Origin of the sequence: Vitiosangium sp. GDMCC 1.1324, assembly GCF_003044305.1 — a bacterium.
Classification (GTDB): domain Bacteria; phylum Myxococcota; class Myxococcia; order Myxococcales; family Myxococcaceae; genus Archangium.
This window is the reverse complement of sequence record NZ_PZOX01000027.1, coordinates 90,850-113,803: the sequence shown is the minus strand read 5'-3', so window position 1 is coordinate 113,803 and position 22,954 is coordinate 90,850. Positions and strand designations below refer to the sequence as shown.

At 66.4% G+C, this 22,954-nt stretch carries 22 protein-coding genes and 1 pseudogene; 21 read left to right on the top strand and 2 right to left on the bottom strand.

Going from position 1 to position 22,954, the window contains the following annotated elements; genetic code table 11:
* Positions 1 to 62 precede the first annotated feature (62 nt).
* The 19 genes and pseudogenes from DAT35_RS49045 to DAT35_RS48955 all read left to right on the top strand — a co-directional run bounded on the left by DAT35_RS49045 (position 63) and on the right by DAT35_RS48955 (position 18,562).
* A complete protein-coding gene (locus DAT35_RS49045) occupies positions 63 to 971 on the top strand; it encodes a UbiA family prenyltransferase (protein ID WP_158502194.1) in 909 nt (302 codons plus the stop codon).
* A gap of 39 nt (positions 972 to 1,010) precedes the next feature.
* On the top strand, positions 1,011 to 1,289 hold the full coding sequence (locus DAT35_RS49040) for a hypothetical protein (protein ID WP_108076281.1): 279 nt from the start codon (positions 1,011 to 1,013) through the stop codon (positions 1,287 to 1,289).
* 121 nt (positions 1,290 to 1,410) lie between these two features.
* The gene (locus tag DAT35_RS49035; protein ID WP_108076280.1) at positions 1,411 to 2,097 is read left to right on the top strand and encodes a hypothetical protein; all 687 of its coding nucleotides are present in this window, start codon (positions 1,411 to 1,413) and stop codon (positions 2,095 to 2,097) included.
* Positions 2,098 to 2,301: 204 nt separating this feature from the next.
* Positions 2,302 to 3,408, top strand: a complete 1,107-nt coding sequence (locus DAT35_RS49030; protein WP_108076279.1) for an enolase C-terminal domain-like protein — start codon at positions 2,302 to 2,304, stop codon at positions 3,406 to 3,408.
* A 214-nt stretch (positions 3,409 to 3,622) separates the two neighbouring features.
* Positions 3,623 to 4,126, top strand: coding sequence for an excisionase family DNA-binding protein (locus DAT35_RS49025; RefSeq protein ID WP_233262163.1), 504 nt, complete (start codon positions 3,623 to 3,625; stop codon positions 4,124 to 4,126).
* A gap of 75 nt (positions 4,127 to 4,201) precedes the next feature.
* Positions 4,202 to 4,720: pseudogene (locus DAT35_RS49020) on the top strand (PIN domain-containing protein); the annotation flags it as partial.
* A 180-nt stretch (positions 4,721 to 4,900) separates the two neighbouring features.
* Positions 4,901 to 5,548 carry a cytochrome c3 family protein gene (locus DAT35_RS49015; RefSeq protein ID WP_108076276.1) on the top strand — a complete coding sequence of 216 codons (648 nt, stop codon included), beginning with the start codon at positions 4,901 to 4,903 and terminating at the stop codon, positions 5,546 to 5,548.
* On the top strand, positions 5,536 to 8,553 hold the full coding sequence (locus tag DAT35_RS49010; protein ID WP_108076275.1) for a TAT-variant-translocated molybdopterin oxidoreductase: 3,018 nt from the start codon (positions 5,536 to 5,538) through the stop codon (positions 8,551 to 8,553). Before DAT35_RS49015 ends, DAT35_RS49010 begins: the two co-directional genes overlap by 13 nt.
* Positions 8,546 to 9,982, top strand: coding sequence for an NrfD/PsrC family molybdoenzyme membrane anchor subunit (gene nrfD / locus DAT35_RS49005; protein WP_108076274.1), 1,437 nt, complete (start codon positions 8,546 to 8,548; stop codon positions 9,980 to 9,982). Before DAT35_RS49010 ends, nrfD begins: the two co-directional genes overlap by 8 nt.
* Before the next feature lie 3 nt (positions 9,983 to 9,985).
* A complete protein-coding gene (locus DAT35_RS49000; RefSeq protein WP_108076273.1) occupies positions 9,986 to 10,519 on the top strand; it encodes a DUF3341 domain-containing protein in 534 nt (177 codons plus the stop codon).
* Positions 10,516 to 11,139, top strand: a complete 624-nt coding sequence (locus DAT35_RS48995) for a cytochrome c (RefSeq protein WP_108076272.1) — start codon at positions 10,516 to 10,518, stop codon at positions 11,137 to 11,139. Before DAT35_RS49000 ends, DAT35_RS48995 begins: the two co-directional genes overlap by 4 nt.
* Positions 11,140 to 11,144: 5 nt before the next feature.
* The gene (locus DAT35_RS48990) at positions 11,145 to 12,320 is read left to right on the top strand and encodes a hypothetical protein (RefSeq protein ID WP_108076333.1); all 1,176 of its coding nucleotides are present in this window, start codon (positions 11,145 to 11,147) and stop codon (positions 12,318 to 12,320) included.
* Positions 12,317 to 12,712, top strand: a complete 396-nt coding sequence (locus DAT35_RS48985) for a hypothetical protein (RefSeq protein WP_108076271.1) — start codon at positions 12,317 to 12,319, stop codon at positions 12,710 to 12,712. The genes DAT35_RS48990 and DAT35_RS48985 overlap by 4 nt, the downstream gene beginning before the upstream one ends.
* An 80-nt stretch (positions 12,713 to 12,792) precedes the next feature.
* The gene (coxB, locus tag DAT35_RS48980) at positions 12,793 to 13,893 is read left to right on the top strand and encodes a cytochrome c oxidase subunit II (protein WP_233262169.1); all 1,101 of its coding nucleotides are present in this window, start codon (positions 12,793 to 12,795) and stop codon (positions 13,891 to 13,893) included.
* Positions 13,871 to 15,493: a cbb3-type cytochrome c oxidase subunit I gene (locus tag DAT35_RS48975; protein WP_108076269.1), complete on the top strand. Its 1,623-nt coding sequence runs from the start codon at positions 13,871 to 13,873 to the stop codon at positions 15,491 to 15,493. The genes coxB and DAT35_RS48975 overlap by 23 nt, the downstream gene beginning before the upstream one ends.
* Positions 15,483 to 16,121, top strand: coding sequence for a cytochrome c oxidase subunit 3 (locus DAT35_RS48970; protein ID WP_108076268.1), 639 nt, complete (start codon positions 15,483 to 15,485; stop codon positions 16,119 to 16,121). Before DAT35_RS48975 ends, DAT35_RS48970 begins: the two co-directional genes overlap by 11 nt.
* Positions 16,122 to 16,133: 12 nt before the next feature.
* Positions 16,134 to 16,529, top strand: a complete 396-nt coding sequence (locus tag DAT35_RS48965; RefSeq protein WP_108076267.1) for a cytochrome C oxidase subunit IV family protein — start codon at positions 16,134 to 16,136, stop codon at positions 16,527 to 16,529.
* A gap of 609 nt (positions 16,530 to 17,138) precedes the next feature.
* Positions 17,139 to 18,140: a YwqJ-related putative deaminase gene (locus DAT35_RS48960; protein ID WP_158502193.1), complete on the top strand. Its 1,002-nt coding sequence runs from the start codon at positions 17,139 to 17,141 to the stop codon at positions 18,138 to 18,140.
* A complete protein-coding gene (locus DAT35_RS48955) occupies positions 18,137 to 18,562 on the top strand; it encodes a toxin-antitoxin system YwqK family antitoxin (RefSeq protein WP_108076265.1) in 426 nt (141 codons plus the stop codon). Before DAT35_RS48960 ends, DAT35_RS48955 begins: the two co-directional genes overlap by 4 nt.
* 164 nt (positions 18,563 to 18,726) lie before the next feature.
* Here DAT35_RS48955 and DAT35_RS48950 read toward each other — a convergent pair whose 3' ends face one another.
* Both DAT35_RS48950 and DAT35_RS48945 read right to left on the bottom strand, forming a co-directional pair.
* Positions 18,727 to 20,160 (bottom strand): hypothetical protein, encoded by a 1,434-nt coding sequence (locus DAT35_RS48950; protein WP_108076264.1) that lies wholly within the window; start codon positions 20,158 to 20,160, stop codon positions 18,727 to 18,729.
* 268 nt (positions 20,161 to 20,428) lie between these two features.
* Positions 20,429 to 20,944, bottom strand: a complete 516-nt coding sequence (locus tag DAT35_RS48945) for a hypothetical protein (protein ID WP_108076263.1) — start codon at positions 20,942 to 20,944, stop codon at positions 20,429 to 20,431.
* Between the two features lie 291 nt (positions 20,945 to 21,235).
* Between DAT35_RS48945 and DAT35_RS48940 the strand changes: the two genes are divergently transcribed.
* Together DAT35_RS48940 and DAT35_RS48935 are read left to right on the top strand one after the other, a co-directional pair.
* A complete protein-coding gene (locus DAT35_RS48940) occupies positions 21,236 to 21,862 on the top strand; it encodes a hypothetical protein (RefSeq protein WP_146210195.1) in 627 nt (208 codons plus the stop codon).
* A complete protein-coding gene (locus DAT35_RS48935) occupies positions 21,859 to 22,884 on the top strand; it encodes an alpha/beta fold hydrolase (protein WP_108076261.1) in 1,026 nt (341 codons plus the stop codon). Before DAT35_RS48940 ends, DAT35_RS48935 begins: the two co-directional genes overlap by 4 nt.
* Positions 22,885 to 22,954 lie beyond the last annotated feature (70 nt).

Here is a 22,954-nt window from a genome sequence, read left to right as displayed (position 1 = left end):
TTGGCGAAAAGCTCGCGGACGCTGGAAGCGAGCCAGGGGTGGACATGCAGCCCAGACTGTCAATGAGAAGCCCGCTGGCCGCGACGCACCCGGCCGGGTGGTGGGCGTGGCCGCGAGGGCTCCTGAGGGAGCTATCGCTGAGTTGGAAATTTATTGGCGGAGACGTGTCCTCGGCGGTGGTGCCGGCGATGCTGTTTCTCGGGGCGGCGAGCGCGCATGCGAGGCTGGTGCCGGTGGAGCTGCTCAGGGCGCTGGGCCGGGGAGCGCTCTACTTCTGGCTGTATACATATGCGTTCTGCCTGTCCAACCAGTTGGTGGGGATGGAGGAGGATCGGCTGAACAAGCCGCACCGGCCGCTGCCGAGCGGACTGGTGTCGGAGCGGGGGACGCGGTGGCGCTGGCGCGCGTGCATGGCGCTGTTCACGCTGGTGGGATGGGGGTTCGGCGTGTGGCGGTGGACGCTGCTGTGGCAGCTCGTCATCGTGCTCCACAACGAGTGGGGAGGCGCGAGGCGGTGGTGGGTGAAGAACCTGCTGATGGGCGTGGGGGTGTTGTCGCAGCTGACAGCGGCGTGGGAGTTGGTGACGCCGCTGACGCCGACGGCGTGGCGGTGGATTGGGGTGCTGTCGTCCGTGGTGTGCGTGCTCGTGTCGCTGCAGGACCTGAGGGACATGGGGGGAGACCGGGCGGGAGGGCGCAAGACGTTCCCGATTGTCTTCGGGGAGAGGTGGACGCGCTTCCTGCTGGCGGGGCTCTTCGGGCTGATGCCCCTGGTCATCCACCAGGTGCTGATGGTGCCGCTGGGGATGACGCCGTGGGTGGTGCTGAGTGACGCGGGCCTGGCGCTGATGAGCTGGGTGGTCGCCGTGCGCGTGGTGCGCTGGAGGACGCCGGCCGCGGACCACCGGACGTACCTGTTGTTCACCGGGTGGTACTGCCTGGCGCTGCTGAGCACGATTGTCATCCTGTGAGGCGGGCACCCGCGGGGCCCGAGACCACATGAGACACTGGTGGACACTCTTGCTAGGGTGCTGGTCATGATGTCGCCAAGAACCTGGGGACGGCTGGGCCTCTCGATGCTGGCCGCCATGGCGCTGACCGCCTCAGGATGCGCACCCAAGGCCATGGATGATGACCTTGTGCGCCCCAATCCCGGAGAGCCTTTTCTGGAGAAGCTTCCGGGGCCGCTGACGGAGTCGTTCGACTCCTTCTCGGACGCGCTGCTCGCGGCCTGCAAGAAGATTATTACAAAACCGAATGCGGTCGCTCCACGCGAAGACGCTTGTTGAGAATGACCAGCACGGAAGGGCAATGGCGATGTGAGCAGGTTGGGCTTGTCAGATGGGATGACAAGGGAGAAACCCCCATCATTGAAAAAGCTCAAGGGCCCTGCTCTCAGAAAGGGTCTCCATGAGAAGCCTCCCCCTTCTGGTTGCGCTCGCTTTCGCCAATTGTGTGCGGAGTTCGGGCTCTCCTTCCGAGCCGCTGGCGGAAGACACGTCCATTGTGTTTCCGAGCTTCTTCGAGCGTGCCGCCATCGGTGTGGGTGAGCAGGGTACGCCGTATGAGTTGGAGGGTGTGACCCTCAGGGCCATCACGGTTGCGGCCAATGACTTCATCCCCCCGGACTCCAAGGAGCGGCCATGCTGGGACAGGCAGGAAGCATACCGCTATCGGGTCATTCGCCAGGGGGACATCATCTTCGTTCGTATCTTCACTGACCCCACGCATTGCCGGCGCGGATTCCTGATGCTGGATGCTGGTGCGCAGTACGCCATCAGCACGGATGGCCGCATTCTTCGGCGCGTCTTCGACGGCGAGCCTGAAGGGCCCTCCGGTATCCCTCTGCCTGACGCCGGTGGCCAGAGGTTGTCCGGCGAACCTGTTCCCTCCTCCTCCGTTGGGACCCTGTCGGGTGAGCCGTCGCTCCAATTTCTTCCGAAGCGGAGAGATGGAGGGACTGCACCTGCGCTCCCCGATGCACAACGCCCGCTCCCCTCTCCTCTCGACGGTGGTTCGTCATCAGCTCTGGAGGGTGGTTCTTCAGCGGCACCTGATGGCGGTTTGCCCGCGGCCCTGGACGCTGGCCTGAAATAACGCCCCTCCAAGTGGCATCCCCTCTGTGCCATGGGGCTCCCTCCGGGAGAAGAACCGACGCGCCCGCGTGGGCCGTCCGGGTGTCCCCGGGAGCGGGCGGACACGGGTCCCTCGGGTGGCTCGCGGCGGGAGCGGGCGAGCGGCACGCGCTGCGCTGGACACTCGGACGACCCTAGGGTGAGAGGCGACGCGGGGGGATCGACCATGGCCCAGAGGAGCAGTGGGGTGGTGCCCATCGAGCGCATCGAGGCTCGGGCGTATGAGATACCGACGGATTCGCCGGAGTCGGACGGCACCCTCGAATGGGACAGGACGACGCTGGTGGTGGTGGAGCTGACGGCGGGAGGGAAGCGAGGGCTCGGCTACACGTACGCGGACGCGGCGGCGGCGAGCCTCATCAACCGCTCGCTGGCCGAGGCGCTCGAGGGGCACGACGTGATGGACGTGCCGGCGCGGATGGTGTCGCTGCTGACGCAGGTGCGCAACAAGGGGCGGCAGGGGCTGGTGGCCATGGCGCTGTCGGCGGTGGACGCGGCGCTGTGGGACACCAAGGCGCGGCTGCTGGACGTGCCACTGGTGGGACTGCTGGGGGCCGCGAGGGATGAGGTGCCTGTCTATGGCAGTGGAGGCTTTACCTCGTACTCGCTGGAGAAGCTGAAGGAGCAGCTCGCGGGGTGGGTGGAGCAGGGGATTCCGCGAGTGAAGATGAAGGTGGGCCGGCACCCGGATCTGGACGGGGACCGGGTGTGGGAGGCGCGGGAGGCGATTGGCCCGGACGCGCAGCTCTTCGTGGACGCGAACGGGGCGTACACGGCGAAGCAGGCACTGGTGATGGCGGACAGTTTCGCGGAGGCGGGGGTGGTGTGGTTCGAGGAGCCGGTGTCGAGCGACGACCTGGAGGGGCTGCGTCTGCTGAGACAGCGGATTCCGAGCGGGATGAACATCGCGGCGGGAGAGTACGGCTGGGACGCCATCTATTACCGGAGGATGCTGGAGGCCCAGGCGGTGGACGTGTTGCAGGCGGACGTGACGAGGTGCTTGGGGGTGACGGGCTTCCTGCAGGTGGACACGCTGTGCGAGGCCTTCATGGTGCCATTGTCGGGACACTGCGCGCCGAGCCTGCACCTGCACGTGGCCTGCGCGGCGAGGCACGTGGTGCACCTGGAGTATTTCCACGACCACGTGCGAATCGAGCACATGCTCTTCGACGGGGCGCGCAGGCCGGTGAAGGGAGCGCTGACGCCGGACCTGTCGAGGCCAGGGCTGGGGCTGGAGTTCAAGCGCCAGGACGCCGAGCGCTACGCCTTGTGATGTATGACGTGGTGGTGCTGATTGATGAAATAAGAAAGTCTTGGATTCCTCGGTGGCGAGCGACTCGTGCAGGGGATCTCCTCCGAGCGGAGTTCGTCGTGGCCTGTATCCGGCCGTAGCCAATGGGTTGCGAATTTGGCGAATTGCTCCTACATAACGGAGTACTTCTCCGAGAGTGTCGAGGCTTCGCGCTCGCGGAGGGATGGGAGCGACGATGCTGCCGTTTCAACTCAACGACCCTGTGGATCTGCCTGCGGAGAAGCGGGGGGTTGCCGAGCGAATCAGCGCCCGCTTGCTCGAGACGTCTCGTGGGACGGGTCGCAAGCCGCGCCTGACGCTGCCCAACGGCGAAGAGATTGAGCTCCCCTCGGAACTCCTCCTGCTGCTTCGGGACATCACTGCGGCGCTAGCGCGTGGAGAGCCCGTCAGTGTTGTACCGCTCCACCGGGAGATGACCACCCAGGAGGCCGCGGACCTGCTCAACGTCTCCCGCCAGCATCTGGTTGATCTGCTCGAAGCGGGTGAAATCCCGTTCACCCGCCCTGGGAAGGGAAAGCATCGTCGGGTGCTGGCCGCGGACGTGCTCGCCTACAAGAAGACACGAGATGCCGAGCGGCGCACGGCCCTCCGCGAGCTGACACGCATGAGTGAGGACGCGGGCGATTACTTTGGGGACGCCCCCGGGAACTTCAAGCGGCTCGACGACCTCGACGAGTGACGGGGGGTCTGTGTTCCCGGCCATCTTCCGTGTCTTCCTGGACACCAACGTTCTTTTCCATCCGCCCTTCGGGACACGCTGCTGCGGGCAGCGGAGACAGGGCTCGTCCAGGTGTATTGGCGCGCGGATGTGTTGATGGAACTCGAGCGGAATCTGGTGCGCTTGGGTCGCTATGATGCACAAGGTGCTGTACGCCTCACCCGTGCGATGCGAGCGGCGTTTCCGTCGGCGGAGGCACGAGCGTACCAGCACCTCATTGCCTCCATGCAGAATCACCCGAAGGACCGGCATGTGGTGGCGGCGGCGCAGGTGGCTGGTGCTCAGGTCATTGTCACCAACAACCTGGCCGATTTCCGCACACTGCCCGCGGGCATTGAAGCCCAGGACGCGGACTCTTTTCTTCAAGGACTGTTTGATTTGAGCCCGGAGGCATTGGTGCGAGTGCTCACACAACAGGCCGCTGACAAACGCAACCCGCCACTCACGCTCGACCAACTCCTCGAGGGGCTCGCCAGATCGGTCCCCGGTTTCATCGCCGAGGTGCGCGCCTGGCGCGCCGAGCGGCTCTTGGAGTCCAGGCCTGATGAGGAGTAACTCTCCCGTTCTTCTGCGCGGGTAGGTCTCTCCGACGCGCGATTCCTGACAGTTCGCCTGTAGCCTCGGTTCACAACTGGAAGCACGCGAAACACTGTGATTGTTGCCCCCGGCCGCCCTCTCTAGGGTCGAAAGCCCTCGGAGCCGAGCACACGCGTGCGGAGCCATCCGAGGCGCTCTATGGCCTGGATCTTCACACGCCGTGCCAACACGGTGGCTCGGGTCGTCGCCCTGGGCGTACTGGCCACTCCAGCGCTCGGAGTGTTCCTGCTCTGGCTCTACGCGCGCAGCCCCCTGGCGCAGAACATGCGCCAACCCGTCGCGCAGCCCGTGCAGTTCGACCACCGCCACCACGCGGGCGATGAGGCCATCGACTGCCGCTACTGCCACAGCACCGTCGAGATCTCCTCGAGCGCCGGCTACCCCTCGGTGTCCACCTGCCTCAACTGCCACTCGCAGATATGGACCCAGAGCCCGCTGCTCGAGCCCGTCCGCCAGTACTACTTCACCGACCGGCCGATTCCGTGGAACCGCGTCCACAACCTGCCGGACTACGTCTACTTCAACCACTCCATCCACGTAAGCAAGGGGGTGGGCTGCGTCACCTGCCACGGCCGCGTGGACCTCATGCCTGAAATCACCCAGGCGCACCCGCTCTCCATGGGCTGGTGCCTCGAGTGCCACCGCGACCCCACGCCGAACCTGCGCCCGCTCGACACCATCACCTCCATGCGCTGGCAGCCGCGCCCGGGTGATCCGCCCGCGGAGGAGCTGGCGCGCGCCTACGACGTCCACCCTCGAACGAACTGCACGACATGTCACCGCTGACCGACCGCTACCCGCTGCCCGTGCTGAACGCCTCCGGTGCCGGGGAGGACGCGGAACGTCCGCGCGCCTGGCGCAGCCTCGAATCCCTGCACGGCCCACCCGAGCACGCCGCGCATGAATTCCCTCCCGGCGCCACCGAGCCACCACGGGGACTCGGCCGCAGGCACTTCCTGAAGCTCGCGGGCACCACGGCGGCGCTGGCGGGGCTCGCGGCGTGCAAGCGGCCGGCGGAGAAGGTGATGCCGTACACGCACCAGCCGCCGGACGTGAAGCCGGGCATTCCCAATGCGTACGCCACGGCCTGGACGCACGAGGGCTACGCGGCGGGCCTCGTGGTGACGAGCTGGGAGGGGAGGCCCACGAAGGTGGAGGGCAACCCGGACCACCCGGCGAGCCTCGGGGCGACGAACCACCTGGCGCAGGCGCTGCCCGTGGACCTCTACGACACCTCGCGCACCCGGGGCGTGAAGCAGCGCGGCAACCTGAGCTCCTTCCAGACGTACCTCGAGCAGATGCGCGAGCACGCGCGCCAGTTGGAGGCGAAGGGCGGAGAGGGCCTGTGGTTCCTCCTGGAGCCCTCGTCCTCGCCGACACGGCGCGAGCTGCTCGACCGCATCCGCCAGCGCTACCCGAAGGCGCGCGTGGAGACGTACCACGCCATTTCCCGGGACAACGTGTACGAGGGCGCGAGGCTCGCCTTCGGCCGGCCGCTGGAGATGCGCGTGCGCTACGACGAGGCACGCGTGGTGCTGTCGTTGGACTCGGACTTCCTCACGCAGGGCCCGTCCTGCCTGAGCGAGGCCCGTGAGTACGCGCACTCGCGCACGCCCGACCGCGACACCATGAGCCGGCTGTACGTGGCGGAGAGCCATTTCAGCGTCACGGGGATGAACGCGGACCACCGCTTCAAGCTGAAGCCCTCGGAGGTGGAGCGCTTCGCCCTGGCGGTGCTCGGCGAAGTGGCCCAGCAGGCCGGGGACAAGGCGGTGCTCGCGCGCTTCCGGGGCGTGGACCTCGCGTGGCCGGAGAAGGCGAGGGAGGCGCGCGTGGTGGCGGCGGACCTCCTGAAGAACGGGGACCGCTCGGTGGTGGTGGCGGGCCCGAGACAACCTCCGCGCGTGCACGCGGTGGCGCACCTGCTCAACGAGGCGCTCGGCAGCGCGCGCCGCCTCATCACGCTGCACGAGCCCGGAGTGGACGCGGTGCGCAGCGGCCTCGAGGTGCTGCGCGAGCTCTCCGAGTCGGCGGGCGCGGGCCGGGTGGACACGCTGGTGGTGACGGCCTTCGACCCGGTGTCGACGGCGCCGGTGGGGGTGACGCTGGGGGCGGCGGTGAGCGCGGTGCCGAACTCGGTGTACCTGGCGTTCCGCGAGGACGACACGGCGAAGCAGAGCGCATGGGTGCTCCCGGCGGCGCACGTGCTCGAGTCCTGGGGCGATGCGCGAGCCGTGGACGGCACCGCGGGCATCCTCCAGCCGCTCATCCAGCCGCTCTTCCAGGGGGTGACGGAGCTGGACGTGCTCGCGCCCTTCGCGGGCGTGGCGGAGAAGACGGCGTACGAGCTGGTGAAGGCCCACTGGACGAGGCAGCAGCGGGGCGGAGGCGGAGCGCTCTTCGAGGATGCGTGGGAGCAGTGGCTCGCGGTGGGGACAATCCCAGACACCGCGGTGCCGGCCATCACGGCCACGCTGGACGCGGGCGCGGTGGAGACGAGCATCCGGGCCTTCGCGCGCAAGGCCTCACAGGGGCTCGAGCTCAACCTGGTGCCCGGCTACAAGGTGCACGACGGGCGCTACTTCCAGAATGCGTGGCTGCAGGAGATGCCGGACCCGCTGACGATGCTCGCGTGGGGCAACGCGGCGCTCATCAGCCCTCGGACCGCCGAGCGCTTGAAGCTGGATCCCCAGGGCAGGGTGAAGCTGACGCTGCGCGGCCGCTGGCTGGAGGCGCCGGTGTTCGTGCTGCCCGGGCACGCGGACGACACGGTGACGCTGGAGCTCGGCTGGGGCCGCGAGTGGCTCGACGAAGACCTCGAGAAGCTCGGGGTGCTCGGCGTGAACGCATACCTGCTGCGGCACGCGGACGCGCCGTGGTTCGCGGATGGGCTCCAGGTGGAGAAGGCGGAGGGGAAGGGCGAGCTCGCGACGACGCAGGAGCACTGGACCATGGAGGGCCGGGAAGTCGCCATCCAGGATGACCTGGACGAGTTCGAGAAGAAGAAGTCCAGCTACCTGCACCACCTCAAGGGGGACGTGGTGACGCTGTACGACCCCTTCAAGTACGAGGAGCCGTACCAGTGGGCGATGGGGGTGGACCTGAACCGTTGCATCGGGTGCGGGGCGTGCGTGGTGGCGTGCCAGGCGGAGAACAACATCTCGGTGGTGGGGCCCGCGCAGGTGCGCAAGGGGCGCGAGATGCACTGGCTGCGGGTGGACCGGTACTTCGAGGGCTCGCCGGACGAGCCGCGCGCGATTCCGCAGCCGATGATGTGCCAGCACTGCGAGGCGGCGCCGTGCGAGTACGTGTGCCCCGTCAACGCCACCGTCCACTCGGACGAGGGCCTCAACGAGATGGTCTACAACCGCTGCGTGGGCACGCGGTACTGCTCGAACAACTGCCCGTACAAGGTGCGGCGGTTCAACTTCCTCAACTACCACTCGAAGCGGAGCGAGCTGGACAAGCTGCGCTACAACCCGGACGTCACCGTGCGCTCGCGCGGGGTGATGGAGAAGTGCACGTACTGCGTGCAACGGATTGAACGGGCCCGCATTGAGGCGCGCAAGGCCCGGCTGCCCATCGACACGGATGCGCTCCAGTCCGCGTGCGCGCAGGTGTGCCCCACGGAGGCCATCGTCTTCGGCTCGCTGCACTCCGTGAACTCCGAGGTGTACCGGCGCCACCGGGACGTGCGCCATTACGCGGTGCTGCACGAGCTGGGCACGCGCCCGCGCACGGCGTACCTGGCGCGCATCAAGAACCCCAACCCGGAGCTCGAGCATGGCTGAGAGTCAGCCCACGGAGACTCCCACGAAGGATCCGCTCGAGCCCATTCCGCTCATCGCGGGAGAGCAGAGCGCGGAGAGCCTCACGGGCTCGCTGTTGCAACCCGTGCAGCGCAAGGCGGGCCGGGTGTGGTGGGCGCTGTTCCTCCTGTGCCTGGGGGGCACGGGCGTGTTCGTGGTGGCCATCACGGTGACGCTCACGGTGGGCATCGGCGCGTGGGGCACCAACATCCCGGTGGGGTGGGCGTTCGGCATCATCGACTTCGTGTGGTGGATTGGGTTTGGCCACGCGGGCACGCTCATCTCGGCGATTCTGGTGCTCTTCCAGCAGAAGTGGCGCGCGTCGGTGAACCGCTTCGCGGAAGCGATGACGCTCTTCGCCGTCATGCAGGCGGGCCTCTTCCCCCTGCTGCACATGGGCCGGCCATGGGTGGCCTACTGGCTCATCCCCTACCCGAGCACCATGCGCGTGTGGCCCAACTTCCGCAGCTCGCTGCCGTGGGACCTGGTGGCCATCACCACGTACCTCACGGTGTCGGTGCTGTTCTGGTACCTGGGCCTCATTCCGGACCTGGCCTCGGCACGCGACAGGGCCACCACGCCCCGGAGGCAGTTCTGGTACGGGGTGTTCTCGCTGGGGTGGACGGGCTCGGCGAGGCATTGGCACCACTGGCAGACGGGCTACCTGCTGCTCGCGGGCCTGGCCACGCCGCTGGTGCTCAGCGTGCACACCATCGTCAGCTTCGACTTCTCCATCGCCCAGGTGCCCGGCTGGCACAGCACCATCTTCCCGCCCTACTTCGTGGCGGGCGCCATCTTCTCGGGCCTCGCGCTGGTGCTCACGCTGTTGCTCCCGGTGCGCAAGCCCCTGGGGTTGAGCCATGTCATCACCGAGAAGCACGTGGACATCCTGACGAAGCTGCTGCTGGCCACGGGGCTGATGGTGTCCTACGGCTACCTGCAGGAGCAGTTCTTCGCCTGGTACAGCGGCGACCCGTTCGAGATGGCCGCGTATGCCTTCAAGCGCAAGGGCGATTGGGGCTGGCTCTTCTGGTTCCAGATCTTCACCAACGTGCTGGTGCCGAACCTCTTCTGGATTGGAAAGCTGCGCACCAACCTGGTGGTGGTGTGGTGCGCGGCGCTGCTGGTGGACGCCGGCATGTGGGTCGAGCGCTTCACCATCATCGTCCCCTCGCTGTCGCACGACTTCCTGCCCAAGAGCTGGCACCACTACACGCCCACGTGGGTGGACTTCAGCCTGCTGGGCGGGTCCATGTGCTTCTTCGGGGCGCTGTTCCTGCTCTTCCTCAAATTCGTCCCGCCGGTGCCCATCAGCGAGGTGAAGGAGCTGCACCACGAGTTGAAGGAGGCGCTGGAGGAGAAGGAGAAGCGCGAGCGCACGGAGAGCTCCCTCCGCGAGAAGGAGGCCTGAGCCATGCGCTACTGGGTGGTGGGAGAGTTCGGCTCGGGCGACGAGGTGAAGAAGGCGGTGAAGCGCCTGCGCGAGCTGGGCTACGCGAAGGAGGCGATGGATGTCTTCTCGCCCTACCCGGTGGAGGGCATCGACGAGGTGCTGGAATTGAGGCCCTCGCCGGTGCGCGGCTTCGCCTTCGTGGCGGGGCTGGGCGGGGCGGCGTTCGCGTACGCGGTGCAGTGGTTCTGCAATGCGTATGACTGGCCGCTCAACGTGGGCAACCGCCCGCCGCACGCGGGGCCGGCCTTCTTCCCCATCACCTTCGAGACGATGGTGCTGTTCGCCTCGCTGACCATCTTCTTCAGCCTGATGGCCATCTACCGCTTCCCGAGGCCGCACCATCCGCTCTTCGAGCTCGAGTCCTTCCGCACCGCGTCCACGGGAGGCTTCTGGGTGAGCGTCACCACGGAGCGCCAGGCGGAGACCGAGCCGGTGCTGCGCCACCTGCGCGAGCTGGCCGCGAGGACGACGTCGGTGGTGGAGGAGGAGACATGAGGCGCGCGCTCCTCCTCCCGCTGGTGGCGGTGCTGGCCGGCTGCGACGTGGACTTCCAGGGCTGGGCGGGGATGAAGCAGCAGGCCAAGGCGCTGCCGTACCGGGAGAATCAATTCTTCGCGGATGACCGGGCCATGCGCCAGCCGCCGCCGGGCACGGTGCAGAGGAGCCGGAGGGGACAGAACCGCCTCTTCCTCACGGGCCGGCTCGCGCTGCCGGACGCGGGCATACCGGACGCGGGCATGCCGGACGCGGGCTACACGGACGAAATCCCTCTCACGCTCACGCGCGAGGTGGTGGAGGGCGGAGAGAAGTCCTTCGAAATCTACTGCGCCACGTGCCACGGAGTGCTCGGGGACGGGCAGAGCCATGTGGCGCACAAGATGGGCCTGCGCGAGCCGCCGTCGCTGTTGGACCTGCCGCCCTATCCGAACGGCTACTACTACGTGGTCATCAGCGAGGGGTACGGGTTGATGCCGTCCTACGCGGAGAAGCTGACGCCCGAGCAGCGCTGGGCGTTGGTGGCCTACGTGCGAGCGTTGCAGGCGAGTCAGCGCTCGAGGCTCGAGGACGTGCCGCCCGAGGCCCGTCCGCTGCTCATGAAGGAGGGGACGCCGTGAAGGTGATGGAGCGCTTCACGGGGGGGCGCACGCCCATGCTGGCCTCCGCGGCGGTGGGCGCGGTGGGGCTCGCGCTGACGGGCGTGGGCTTCGCGGTGGACACGAAGCGGGCGCTCTTCTCGTACCTGTTCGCCTTCGTGTACTGGGCGGGCCTCGCGGTGGCCTCGCTCGTGCTGCTGGGCGCGTGGCATGCGTCGAAGGCGCGCTGGCCGGTGGTGCTGCGCCGCATGCTGGAGACGATGGCGGCCTCGCTGCCGCTCTTCGTCGTCCTCTTCATCCCCATCCTCGCGGGCGTGGGCCAGCTCTACCTGTGGATGGATCCGCATCCGCGGCAGCTCGTGGAGAAGGACCTGGCGAAGCTCGACCACAAGCGGCCCTTTCTCAATCTGCCCTTCTGGGTGGTGCGCTCGGCCATCTACTTCGCGGTGTGGATTGTCGTGGGTGAGCTGCTCCTGCGCTGGTCCCGCCGCCAGGACGAGTCCCGCGAGCTGAAGCTCACGAAGTGGCAGTGGTGGCTGGGCGCGGGCACGCTGCCGGTGGTGGGGCTGGCGATGTCCTTCGCGTCGCTGGACTGGCTCATGTCGCTGGAGCCGCTCTTCGTCTCCACGGTGTATGGGTTGTATTGGTTCTCCGGAGCCTTCGTGGGAGCGCTGGCGATGCTGACGCTGGCGACGGTGCTGGCGCGCGGGCCGAACCTGTATGGCGAGCTCGTCAATGACTCGCACCGCGCGAGCCTGGGCAAGTTCCTGTTGGCCTTCAGCATCTTCTGGGCCTACATGGCCTTCAGCCAGTTCTTCCTCATTTGGATCGCCAACCTGCCGCACGAGGTGCCCTGGTACGTGCTGCGCGCCCGCGGCCCGTGGGAGCCGGTGGCGCTCTTCATCGTCAACGCGCGCTTCGTCTTCCCGTTCATCGTGCTGCTGTCGAGGCCCTTCAAGCAGCACCGCCGCACGCTGGTGGCGATGGCGGTGTGGCTGCTGCTGGCGCACGTGGTGGACACGTGGTGGCTGGTGGTGCCGGTGGTGAGCCCGGACGCGATGCGGGTGCACTGGGCGGACGCGACGGCGTTCCTCGGAGTGGGAGGTGCGGCGGTGGCCTTCACCCTGTGGCGGCTGCGAGGCCACGCCACCGTGCCAGTGGGAGACCCGTACCTGCACGAGTCCCTGAGGTACGACGAATGAGCGGCGAAGACGAATCCAAGGTGGAGTGGAAGACGCCCGAGCGCGACAAGCAATCGGTGAGCGGCTGGTTCGTCAGCGCCGTCATCGGTGGCGCGCTCATCGTCTTCACGTTCTTCGTGGTGGGCACCTATGCGCAGCTCCAGGAGCGAGAGAAGCAACTCAATCCCGCGGGCCCCTACCAGCCCCAGGCGCTGGAGAAGGCCGAAATCAACATCGTCAACACGGGGCTCATCCAGCTCGACACGCGGGCGTACGAGGAGAAGAACCGGCAGCTCCAGAAGCTGCACGAATACGGCTGGGTGGACCGGGACGCGGGCGTGGTGCACGTGCCCATCGAGCAGGCCATCGACCGCGTGGTGAGCGAGCAGCAACGGCGCGGAGGTGGCCGGTGACTCCGTCCAGCAGCGAGGCGTATGCGGGCACGGTCCACACGCAGGCGGAGAGCGGGTGGCTCGAGGAGCTCTTCCGCAGAATCCTCTTCCTGCCCGAGCAGGCCTCCACCGTGGCGAAGGACGTGGACCATCTGCACTACGTCATCATCACCACGGCGATGGTGATGGCCACGCTCATCTTCGGGGTGGCGGCGTACTTCCTCATCCGTTTCCGGAGGCGCTCGGAGACGGACGTCACGCCGAAGATACAGACGACGCTCCTGTGGGAGGTGCTCTTCGTTGGCGTGCCGCTCACCACGTTCCTCGTGTGGTTCTTCATCGGCTACCACGACTTCGTCCGCATGCAGACGCCACCGCCGGACGCCATGGACGTCTACGTGGTGGGCAAGCAGTGGATGTGGAAGTTCACCTATCCCGAGGGCCCCAATTCCCTCGGTGTCCTCCGGGTGCCGGTGGGCAGACCGGTGCGGCTGTTGCTCACGAGCCGGGATGTCATCCACTCGTTCTATGTGCCCTCGTTCCGCATCAAGCAGGACGCGATTCCCGGCGCCTATACCCAGACATGGTTCCAGGTGGTGAAGCCGGGCAGCTACCGCGTCATGTGCGCGGAATACTGCGGGCTGAAGCACTCGGAGATGTGGGCCGAGGTCGTGGCGCTCTCACCCGGGGACTACGAGTCCTGGATGAAGGAGCAGCGCCAGGGGCTCATGGCGCGCCGGGACGCCACGCCCAGCGGCCCGGAGAAGGAGGAGCCGCAAATCCCCGCGAGGAAGGCGGCGCGCTACGACGCGCAGGAGCCGCACGGCGAAGTCATGTACGCCGAGCGCGGCACCCTGGCCGAGCGGGGCGAGCGGGTGGCGGCGGAGAAGGGCTGTCTCAAGTGCCACTCGGTGGATGGGACGCAGCACATCGGGCCCACGTGGGTGGACCTGTACATGCGCCATGAGCGGCTGACGAATGGCCAGACGGTGCTGGCGGACGAGGCCTATCTCACCGAGTCGATGATGAAGCCGCTGGCGAAGGTCGTGGCGGGCTTCGAGCCGGTGATGCCGTCGTTCCAGGGGCAGCTCGAGGCAGCCGAGGTGGCGGCGTTGCTCGAGTACATCAAGACACTGCGCAGCACGCGGATTCAAAACATCGAGTCCAGGGGGCCGGTCTATGAACCCGTCGGCGGAAAGTAGTCAGCCGGCCATCACCTATCTCAACCACGAGACGACGGTGCGCTCGTGGCTGCTGACGCGCGACCACAAGCGGATTGGGGTGATGTTCCTGGTGGGTGTCATCTTCTCGCTGCTGCTCGGCGGCGTGTTCGCCATGGCGCTGCGAATCGAACTGCTCACCCCGGGGCCCACCATCATGAGCCCCCTGACGTACAACCGCATGTTCACCCTGCACGGGGTGACCATGGTGTGGCTGTTCATGATTCCGGCCATTCCCTCGGCGTTCGGCAACTTCGTGCTCCCCATCATGCTGGGGGCCAAGGACGTGGCCTTCCCGAGGCTCAACCTCGCCTCGTTCTACATCTACCTTGCGGGCGCGATGCTCACGGTGTTCGGCATGCTGTGGAGCGGCGCGGACACGGGGTGGACGTTCTACACTCCCTACAGCACCACCTCGCCCACGGCGCTCACGCCGATCCTCCTCGGCGTCTTCATCATTGGCTTCTCCACCATCATCACCGGGCTCAACTTCATCACCACCGTGCACACGCTGCGGGCGCCGGGGATGCACTGGACGCGGATTCCGCTCTTCGTGTGGACCATCTACGGCACGTCCGTCATCCAGGTGGTGGCCACGCCGGTGCTGGGCATGGTGCTGCTGCTGGTGTTCGTCGAGCGCGTGCTGGGCTCGGGCATCTTCGACCCCTCGCGCGGCGGAGACCCGGTGCTCTTCCAGCACATGTTCTGGTTCTACTCGCACCCGGCCGTCTACATCATGGTGCTCCCGGCCATGGGCGTCATCAGCGAGGTGGTGTGTGCCTTCAGCCGCAAGAACATCTTCGGCTACAAGATGATCGCCGTGAGCACGTTTGGCATTGCCTTCGTGGGCTTCTTCTCGTGGGGCCACCACATGTTCGTGTCGGGCCAGTCCACGTTCACCTCGGGCATATTCGGCGTGCTGAGCATGCTCGTGGCCATCTTCACGGCCATCAAGATCTTCAACTGGGTGGCCACGATGTATGGGGGCTCGATTGATTTGAAGGTACCGCTGCTCTACGTGCTCGGGTTCATCTTCCTGCTGATGTTCGGCGGGATGACGGGCGTGGCGGTGGCGACGACGTCCCTGGACATCCACTGGCACGACACGTACTTCGTGGTGGCGCACTTCCACTACATCATGGTGGGCGCGGTGCTGATGGCCTTCCTGTCAGCACTGCACTACTGGTGGCCGAAGATGTTCGGGCGGCTCTACCCCGAGCGCTGGAGCTTCCTGGCGGCCATCACCATCATCTTCGGGTTCATCGTGACGTTCCTGCCGCAGTTCCTCCTGGGGAACATGGGGATGCCGCGGCGCTACTACGAGTACCCCAAGGAGATGCAGTGGCTGCACGTGCTGAGCACGGCGGGCGCGTCGCTGCTCGCGTTCGGGTTCGTGCTGATTGCCATCTATTTGCTGTGGTCGCTGAGGTACGGGCCTGTGAGCTCGCCCAACCCGTGGGGCTCGCGCGGGTACGAGTGGTTCAGTGGCTCGCCGCCCGCGCCGCACAACTTCACCGAGTCTCCGCGCTTCGAGAACGAGGTCCACGACTACACCGTCCCCGAGGCGCCCCGTGTCTACTGAATCGTCCCCCTGGGAAGACCATTTCAGCGGCCCGGAGAACCAGAACCACGCGGCCCAGCTGGGCATGTGGATTTTCCTGGGCTCGGAGGTGCTGCTCTTCACGAACCTGTTCGTCGGGTACGCGGTGTACCGGTACTACTACCCGGAGGTGTTCCACGAGGCGAGCAAGCACCTGAAGGCGGACTGGGCCATGGTGCAGACGCTGCTCTTGGTGACGAGCAGCCTCCTCGTGGCGCTCGCGGTGCACTTCATCCGCAAGGGGAAGCAATTCCTGACGGCGGGGGTGCTCGGGGTGGCCATCGTGATGGGCGTGGGATTCCTCGTCATCAAGTTCTGGGAGTACTACGAGCACTACAAGGAAGGCGCGCTGCCGGGCGAGTTCTATCACTTCGCCGAGTTGCCCCAGAAAGGCGGGGCGATGTTCTACACGCTGTATTTCCTGCTCACGGGGCTGCACGCCATCCACATGATGGTGGCGCTCGGGATACTGGCGTGGCTGGTGTGGGGCTTGGTGATGGGGAAGTACTCGGCCGAGTACCACATCCCGGTGGAGGTGGGCGGGCTGTACTGGCACCTGGTGGATATCTTCTGGCTGTTCATCTTCCCACTGCTGTACCTGGTGGAGTGACGGGGGCGCGCCATGAAGGAGCAAGCGGAGGCCAAGGAGAAGTCCGCGTGGGGCTACGTGGGCATCTGGGTGGTGCTGGCGGTGCTCACGGTGCTGACGTGGGTGCTCGGGACGAAGGTGCAACTGGGGCCGTACTCGCTGCCGGTGTCGCTGTTCATCGCGGTGGTGAAGACCTTTCTGGTGGCCACGTTCTTCATGCACCTGATTGAGCAGCAGGGCGCGAGGCGCGTGGTGTTTCCGGTGTCGGTGGTGTTCCTGGCGCTGCTGATGGGCGTGACGCTGATCGACGCGATGACGCGCATCCACATGGCGAGGCCGGACGGCATCAAGCACGAGCTGGAGCCCAACCGGCCCGCGTCGACGCGCACGGCGCCGCCGGGCTCACCGAACCGCTGGATGGGCAACTGAGGACTCGCTCCTCTCCCTTTGGAGAGTGAGCGGGGCTGTCGGATACGCAGGTGGGCAGCTCCATGGTCCTGGCGACGCGGGCAACGACGCCGGGGCGCTCTGATTTGCTTGCCAGAACGCGCCCGCGGCCATCGCCGGTCTGTTGTGCACTGGACAGCATGGCGAGTCTGTCAGTCTTCCGTGAAATCATGGAATGCGTGTTTCCACGGAGGACTTCCTGTGCGCTATATAGGCCTGATGCTGTGCGGCTTGCTGGTCGCTTGCGCGACGACGAGGCCTTCCCGAGGAGAGCAGGGAGCCGTTGCCGATAGGCTGGAAATCCTGGAGGACGAGTGCGGCGAAACCAGCGTGCTCGCCCTCTGCGACTCGGAGGGTTGCGAGCTGTTTTGGTGCCAGGCCGTGGCACCCTACCTTGCGTCAGACCAGCCGCTGCAGAGCCCCGACGGTAGCTGGGGGCGCCTACCCGGTTCCATCGGCCTGCGCACGGAGACGAAAGCCCCGCCCGCCCGCTCCGCGACCTTCTCCATCAGGCGAGTCAGCCATGGGGGCGACTCCCCCCAACCCGAAGCGCCAACGGCCGAGGGGGTCCGTGTCTTCAGCGGGCGCGATGTGATCCAGCAACTCGTCCGCCTGGGGAAGCCTGGGGACGTGGCCGCCTGGTGGGGCTCGGAGCCCGGGGCCCATCCCGACCAGTGGCTTCACCCGCTCTCCTACTGGGAGCGCGAGTATCTTCAGGCCATGACCTCTCCTACCGTCTCCGCTCCCCTGCGCATGCGGCCACCGATCGACCCCGGAAATCTGACTCCGAAGGAAGCTCGAGAAGCGGAGCAACTCTTCGGCAGAGGTTTGGATGTGGCACAGCGGTACGCCCACTTCGCGAACAGGAGGAGCATTGTCTCCCACTACGTGTGGTCGCATCCCGCCACCATCCGGCTGCACCTGGGCCTGTACGGGTTGTTCAGGGACTCCAACCCGCTGCACTTCGCGCTGGAGCGGGGCTGGCAGGTAGGCAGCGGCAAGGAGATGTTCACGCAACAAGACGTGTTCCGACTCGGAGCAGCGGCGGAGTTCTTCGCTGCGCTGGCGGTGGGAGTGGCCGTGGAGAGGGCGATGGGCCTCGCCCATCCGCTGTCTGCAAGAGGGAGCTCCGCGCCTTACATGACACCGGAGGTAGAGCGTGCCTTCGTCGAGGCAGTCCGCCTGCGCGCCGCTCATATGGTCGAGGTGCTTTCGCTTGAGCAGCGCGGCCCTGTCCTGACGGGCGTTCTCGACACGCGGACGGGAAGGACGTTCTTTGGGCTCAATCAAGAGGAGCCTCTTCTCAACCTGCATCCGCTCCTCAAGAAAAGGCTTGCTGATTACCTCGAAAAAACGGGGGGAGTCACGCCGCCGCGCGCAGGGAAGCCGGGTTCACACTCCGAAATCGTCGCCTTGAATCGAGCTTTGTTTGAACGCGAGGCGGCGCTGGGCCGCCCAGTACAACCCCAGGAACTCTCCGAGTTCGTACTCCACAACCGCACTCTCAAAGGCCCGAGGAAGATCGAGGGCGTTCCACCGCCTTGTCCAAACTGCGAGGCGATTGTCCCCCCAGAAGTCAAGGTCCTGCCATGACAGAAACCCTTCGCGTCCTCCACGATGAACTCGATATCGGTGATGAGCAGTTGATGGTCTGGGAGGGCAAGCCCTTCACGGGAATTGCCGTCGAGTTCTTCCCCGACGGCAAGCTCCAGAGCGAAGTGCCTCACCTCGACGGAGTCGAGCATGGATTGAAGCGCGCGTGGTACCCCTCCGGCCAGCTCGGGAAAGAAGCAAACCTCTGGTATGGAAGTCTCCACGGGTATTTGCGCAAGTGGGACGAGCAGGGACGCCTCATCCACGAAATGCTCGGTGAGCTCGGGGTGGGGATAGCGGAGAAGCGGTGGGATGAGCAAGGCAGGTTGATCAGGGACTGGCACATCAATCCCAAGGACGACATGTATGAGATATTGCAGCTCTGCCGGAAGAAGTGGGGCCATCTCGCCCCTCCGCTCTGAGGATGCGGGCACTCCTGGCCTGCCTGGACGCTCACCATGCGGCTCCAGCGCGCACCGCGTGGCGTGTTTGCTGATGGCCCTGTCCAGCCCAGGGAAGATGTAGAAGAACTCGTTCTGGTACCTCTCGCCCTCCGAGTCGTCTGACACCCTTCTCGGCGGCCTCCTCACCCCGAGAGGGTGACGGTCTCCTCGAAGGAGTTGCGGTCCTTGACGATGAGCGTCTGGAGCCGAGGGAAGCGCTTCTTCACGAGCGCCGTCACGTCGGCCAGCGCCTCCAGTGCATCTCCCTCGGAGTCGTACTCGAGGGTGAGCTGCTCGACGCTGTCCGACCACATCCCGGCCAGGTCATACAGGTACAGCTCTGCGGCCCGCATCCAGATCGTGCGTAGCTGGGGGAGCAGCTCCACCAGGTCGGCGGGGAAGGTGCCGATCGAGAGGTGCTCGAGCGTATCGACTCGCGAGCGCCTGCGCCGCCAGGTGAAGCGAGGAAGCACCTGGATGCGGGTGTCCGCGCTGCCATTCCAATCTGGCTCGAAGCCATGCTTCCGGAGGGCCTCGACGACGGCCTGACCCGTCTGCACGTCCTTGTCGGAGGGCTCCTCGTCCAGCTCACCGAAGGCGATGTGCAGCGAGCCTCCCGCAAGCGCCGACTCGATATCCTGCTCGTGGAAGAACGCCGCGCCCCAGAGCTCCAGTCCGCGCTCCCGCAGCTCGTCCGCTTCTTCCCGGACGGCGCTCCAGCCCGAGCTCAGCGTGTTGCCCCCGCCCATCTGCGCCACGATGCCCGAGTCCAGCAGGTCCTTGAAGGCGGCCTCCAGCCGGTCCGCCTCGAGGACCTCGGGCCAGGCCTTCTCTTCCTCCAGGCGCTTGCGGACGTCCTGGGAGAACTCCTTCAGCACCTTTCGGAGCGCGCGCTCGTCTCCCAGCTCGGTCCAGCTGCTGTGCGAGCAATCATCCAGGAGCCGCGGGAGGGAGTGGACCCCGATATCCAGCCCGAGGCGCAAGGCCTCGACGGCTTCGGGAATCATCGCGGCCTCCTCCTCGGGAAGCGGAGTGTCCTCGGGCCGCACTCCCAGGGCCCCCAGCCGCCGCGCGAGCTCCGCCGCCTGCGCGGAGAGCCCGAGCTTCTCGGCGAGCAGCGGCAAGGGCACGTCGCCCCGCGTGGTGGCGAGCACCCGGAAACGGAGCTCGAACCGCTCTTCGTCGAATACCTCGAGCCCGACCCTCCAATGTCCAGCCTCGTCGAGGCGTACCTCCGCATCTTCACCGGCAGCCTCCAGCACCTCCCGGGCGATGGCGTGCACCTCCTTCTCCCAAGGAGCCAGAGTGTCCTCGGGCCGCACTCCCAAGGCCCCCAGCCGTCGGGCGAGTTCCTCCATCTTCGCGGAGAGCCCGAGCCGGGCGGCCAGCATGGGCTTCACCACCTCGCCCCGGGTCGAGACGATCTTCCTTTCCAAGACCTGGCCCAGGTCACTGATGAGATCGATCCCCACCCCCCAGTGCCCCGGCCCGCCCGTGTAGAGCGCCACGTTCTGCACACCGGCCAGCACCTCGTGGGTGATGGCACGCACCTGCTCTTCCCACTGCTCCTCGTTCATGTTGAGCCCCTGTCCAAGAGAAGCGTGGGATGGCTCCCGAGAGGTGTCAAAGAACTCGAGGGACGCGACCCGGCGCGAAACGAGGAGGGTCCCAAGGGCGAGATGTGGCTGCAGAGCGGCACGTCGGTCGCCCAGGTGTGTGGGCCACAAGCGCCTCCGCGTCCTCGGGGAGGACGACGACTAGCGGAACTGTTCGGGGACGCCGTTCGTCGCCGGCCGGGCGTGTGGGCCGTCCGGCGAGGGGCTTCGGAGGGGCGGGCGGCTAGAGTTAGCCGGGATTTTTGCAGAGTTTATCATTCAGATCATTGATGACGATTGGAAAACGTGACCTGTCGTTGACGTTCTTGCATGCGAGCAGTTGGGCATCGCAGAGCGTTTTGCTGTCAGCTTTGTTTTTCGCAGTGAACGACTTGTCGCACAGTTTCTTCTGCTCGATGCAGGCGTTCCAGCACGCATTCTGGAGCTCCTCGGGCTTGTGTAGGTAGTCGATTCTGCAGACGGCGTCGGGGAAGTCGGTGCCGGGGCCGACGAAGAGCTTGAAGTGGTACCCGACTTTGAACTTCTCCTTGTTGTCGTGGCACGACACGATGGGGGCGTCCAGGCCGCCCAGGGGGAATTGGACATCCCGCCACTTCTTCGCCACGCTCTCGGGCACCGTCGGCTTTATACAAATGCTGGCGGCGCTCTTCGGGGGCAGACCCTCAGCGGACGCCTTGGCGAGCTCCGGGAGCTGGCCGTAGGCGAGGGACGCGGCGAAGAGAGAGGCGGACAGGATGGTCTTCATGGCAAGAGGATAGCGAAGTCGAACGTCTTGCTCAGCAGTTCCGCGAAAGTCCATTCGCGGCGTCCTCTCCTTCTGCGGCTCCTTCCTGGCATGGCCTTCAACCTGGCCGCGTTCGCCTGGGCATCCGAGGCGCCCGAGACCCGAGACGGTGTTTCCCCTGACGGTGTCAAAGGTACACGGACGCGCCCTCGAAGTCGCACGTGCCGTCAGGCGTTCATCAGTGCCCTCCGCGCAAGCGCGGTGACGGTTTGACGGGGCCGCGGTGTTCCATGGGGAGGAGGAACAGCACCCATGGATTTTCAGTTACCCGTCACCCAGGCTGGAACGCCCCTGCGTCTCGGGCCCATCTTGTCTCGCCCATCCGCGCGGCTGGCGCTCGCCGCCGTGATAGCTGCTGCCGCTCTTCTCTCTTCCCCGGCACGCGCCGATGAATCGCCGACGCGTCTTCCGCTGACCGTGGCGTACTTTGGAGAGACGCTCGTTCATCCGGGACTTACCGTTGGGACGGAGCTGAGCCTGGTCCGTGGTGGCAGCGGTGCCGTCGTTCTGACGGGCAATCTGGGCGGCTACGTCCATCCGCGCAACCACGTGGGGCTCTTCGCCTCCGCCGAGGTAGGCGGACGCCTCACGGCTTCCTTTGGCCTGTATGGAGAGCTGCTCGCCGGTGCTGGTTACCTGCACACCTTCCTGCAAGGCCCGGCCTATGGGGTCTCGCCGGACGGCGCCGTGCAGCCGGCCGCGGATGCTGGCAGGCCTGCCCTCATGCCCACCGCCAGCCTGGGCCTGGGCTGGGACCTGCAACGCAATGGGGTGGCCCCGCTTGCCCTCTTCACCCGCATGACGCTCTTCGGTCAATTCCCCTTCAACCAGCGGCTGTTGCCCCATGCGGCCGTGCAACTCGGAGTCCGCTTCCAATGAGAACCCTCGCGACCGTCGCCCTGTTGCTCGCCGCGCTCCTGACTGGCTGCGGCCGGTTCCAGACCGAGGGCGATTTCTTCTTCGTGCGCAGTGCCGGCGCGGACCTGCCGGTGTGGGTGCGTGGCAACACGGACTCCGGTGTCTTCATGGTGGTGCTCGCCGGAGGCCCTGGCGATTCGGGCATCTCCTATGTGTCGCCCGTCACGGAGTCCCTCGAGGAGAAGTACGCCGTCGTCTACTGGGACCAGCGCGCCGCCGGGGTGGCCCAGGGCAACCCCACACCCGAGACGCTCTCTCTCGAGCAGTTCGTCGCGGACACCCACGCCGTCATCAGCACGCTTCGCCAGCGCCATGATGTCCAGAAGCTCTTCCTCTTCGGCCCGAGTTGGGGAGGCACCCTGGGGACCGCCTACCTCCTCAAGCACCAGGAGGGCGTGGCCGGATGGATCGACCAGGATGGCAACCACGACTGGCAGAAGAACTGGGACTTCGCGCTCGACTACGTGAAGGTCCACGCCGAGCGGAAGCTGGCTGCGGGCGAGGAGGTGGACGCGTGGCGCGGTGTTCCCGAGTGGGCCGAGTCGATGAAGGGGACGCGGATGAGCAGCGACAACCTTTGGAAATGGCAGAGCCTGTGCATCAAGGCGGGGGGCTACTTCTATCATCCGTCGAATTCGCCCGGCGGTGGTGCGGATCTGCTGCTCTTCTCGCCCTTCTCGTTGGGGGCCCAGCTCACGAACGACGGTACCGTCCTCGAGAAGCTCCTCTCCGACGACGCCTTCTACGACGCGCTGCAGATGTCCCCGAAGCTCTCGCGCATCACCATCCCCTCACTCGTGCTGTGGGGGCGGCACGACGGCGCGGTCCCGGTCGCCATGGCGCACGACGCCTATGACAACCTGGGTACACCTCCCGAGCACAAGTTCCTCGTCATCTTCGAGAAGTCCGCGCACATGCCACCCTTCGAGGAGCCCGAGGCCTTCCTCACCGCGGTGACTCAGTTCATCGAGAAGTACCGCTGAGCCCGCGCGGGCTCAGGGCTGACTTCTCGAGTCACGGAATGCGGTGCCACATTCCTCCAGTTGGAGAAAT

Excerpts from the sequence above, each read along its gene's own strand:
- DAT35_RS49035 (WP_108076280.1), top strand. The coding sequence starts at position 1,411 with ATGAGAAGCCTCCCCCTTCTGGTTGCGCTCGCTTTCGCCAATTGTGTG.
- DAT35_RS48965 (WP_108076267.1), top strand. The coding sequence starts at position 16,134 with ATGAAGGAGCAAGCGGAGGCCAAGGAGAAGTCCGCGTGGGGCTACGTG.
- DAT35_RS49045 (WP_158502194.1), top strand. The coding sequence starts at position 63 with ATGAGAAGCCCGCTGGCCGCGACGCACCCGGCCGGGTGGTGGGCGTGG.
- DAT35_RS48935 (WP_108076261.1), top strand. The coding sequence starts at position 21,859 with ATGAGAACCCTCGCGACCGTCGCCCTGTTGCTCGCCGCGCTCCTGACT.
- DAT35_RS48985 (WP_108076271.1), top strand. The coding sequence starts at position 12,317 with ATGAGCGGCGAAGACGAATCCAAGGTGGAGTGGAAGACGCCCGAGCGC.
- DAT35_RS48950 (WP_108076264.1), bottom strand. The coding sequence starts at position 20,160 with ATGAACGAGGAGCAGTGGGAAGAGCAGGTGCGTGCCATCACCCACGAG.
- DAT35_RS48975 (WP_108076269.1), top strand. The coding sequence starts at position 13,871 with ATGAACCCGTCGGCGGAAAGTAGTCAGCCGGCCATCACCTATCTCAAC.
- DAT35_RS49025 (WP_233262163.1), top strand. The coding sequence starts at position 3,623 with ATGCTGCCGTTTCAACTCAACGACCCTGTGGATCTGCCTGCGGAGAAG.
- DAT35_RS48995 (WP_108076272.1), top strand. The coding sequence starts at position 10,516 with ATGAGGCGCGCGCTCCTCCTCCCGCTGGTGGCGGTGCTGGCCGGCTGC.
- DAT35_RS48990 (WP_108076333.1), top strand. The coding sequence starts at position 11,145 with ATGGAGCGCTTCACGGGGGGGCGCACGCCCATGCTGGCCTCCGCGGCG.
- DAT35_RS49000 (WP_108076273.1), top strand. The coding sequence starts at position 9,986 with ATGCGCTACTGGGTGGTGGGAGAGTTCGGCTCGGGCGACGAGGTGAAG.
- DAT35_RS49030 (WP_108076279.1), top strand. The coding sequence starts at position 2,302 with ATGGCCCAGAGGAGCAGTGGGGTGGTGCCCATCGAGCGCATCGAGGCT.
- DAT35_RS48945 (WP_108076263.1), bottom strand. The coding sequence starts at position 20,944 with ATGAAGACCATCCTGTCCGCCTCTCTCTTCGCCGCGTCCCTCGCCTAC.
- nrfD (WP_108076274.1), top strand. The coding sequence starts at position 8,546 with ATGGCTGAGAGTCAGCCCACGGAGACTCCCACGAAGGATCCGCTCGAG.
- DAT35_RS49010 (WP_108076275.1), top strand. The coding sequence starts at position 5,536 with ATGTCACCGCTGACCGACCGCTACCCGCTGCCCGTGCTGAACGCCTCC.
- DAT35_RS49015 (WP_108076276.1), top strand. The coding sequence starts at position 4,901 with ATGGCCTGGATCTTCACACGCCGTGCCAACACGGTGGCTCGGGTCGTC.
- DAT35_RS48940 (WP_146210195.1), top strand. The coding sequence starts at position 21,236 with ATGGATTTTCAGTTACCCGTCACCCAGGCTGGAACGCCCCTGCGTCTC.
- DAT35_RS48955 (WP_108076265.1), top strand. The coding sequence starts at position 18,137 with ATGACAGAAACCCTTCGCGTCCTCCACGATGAACTCGATATCGGTGAT.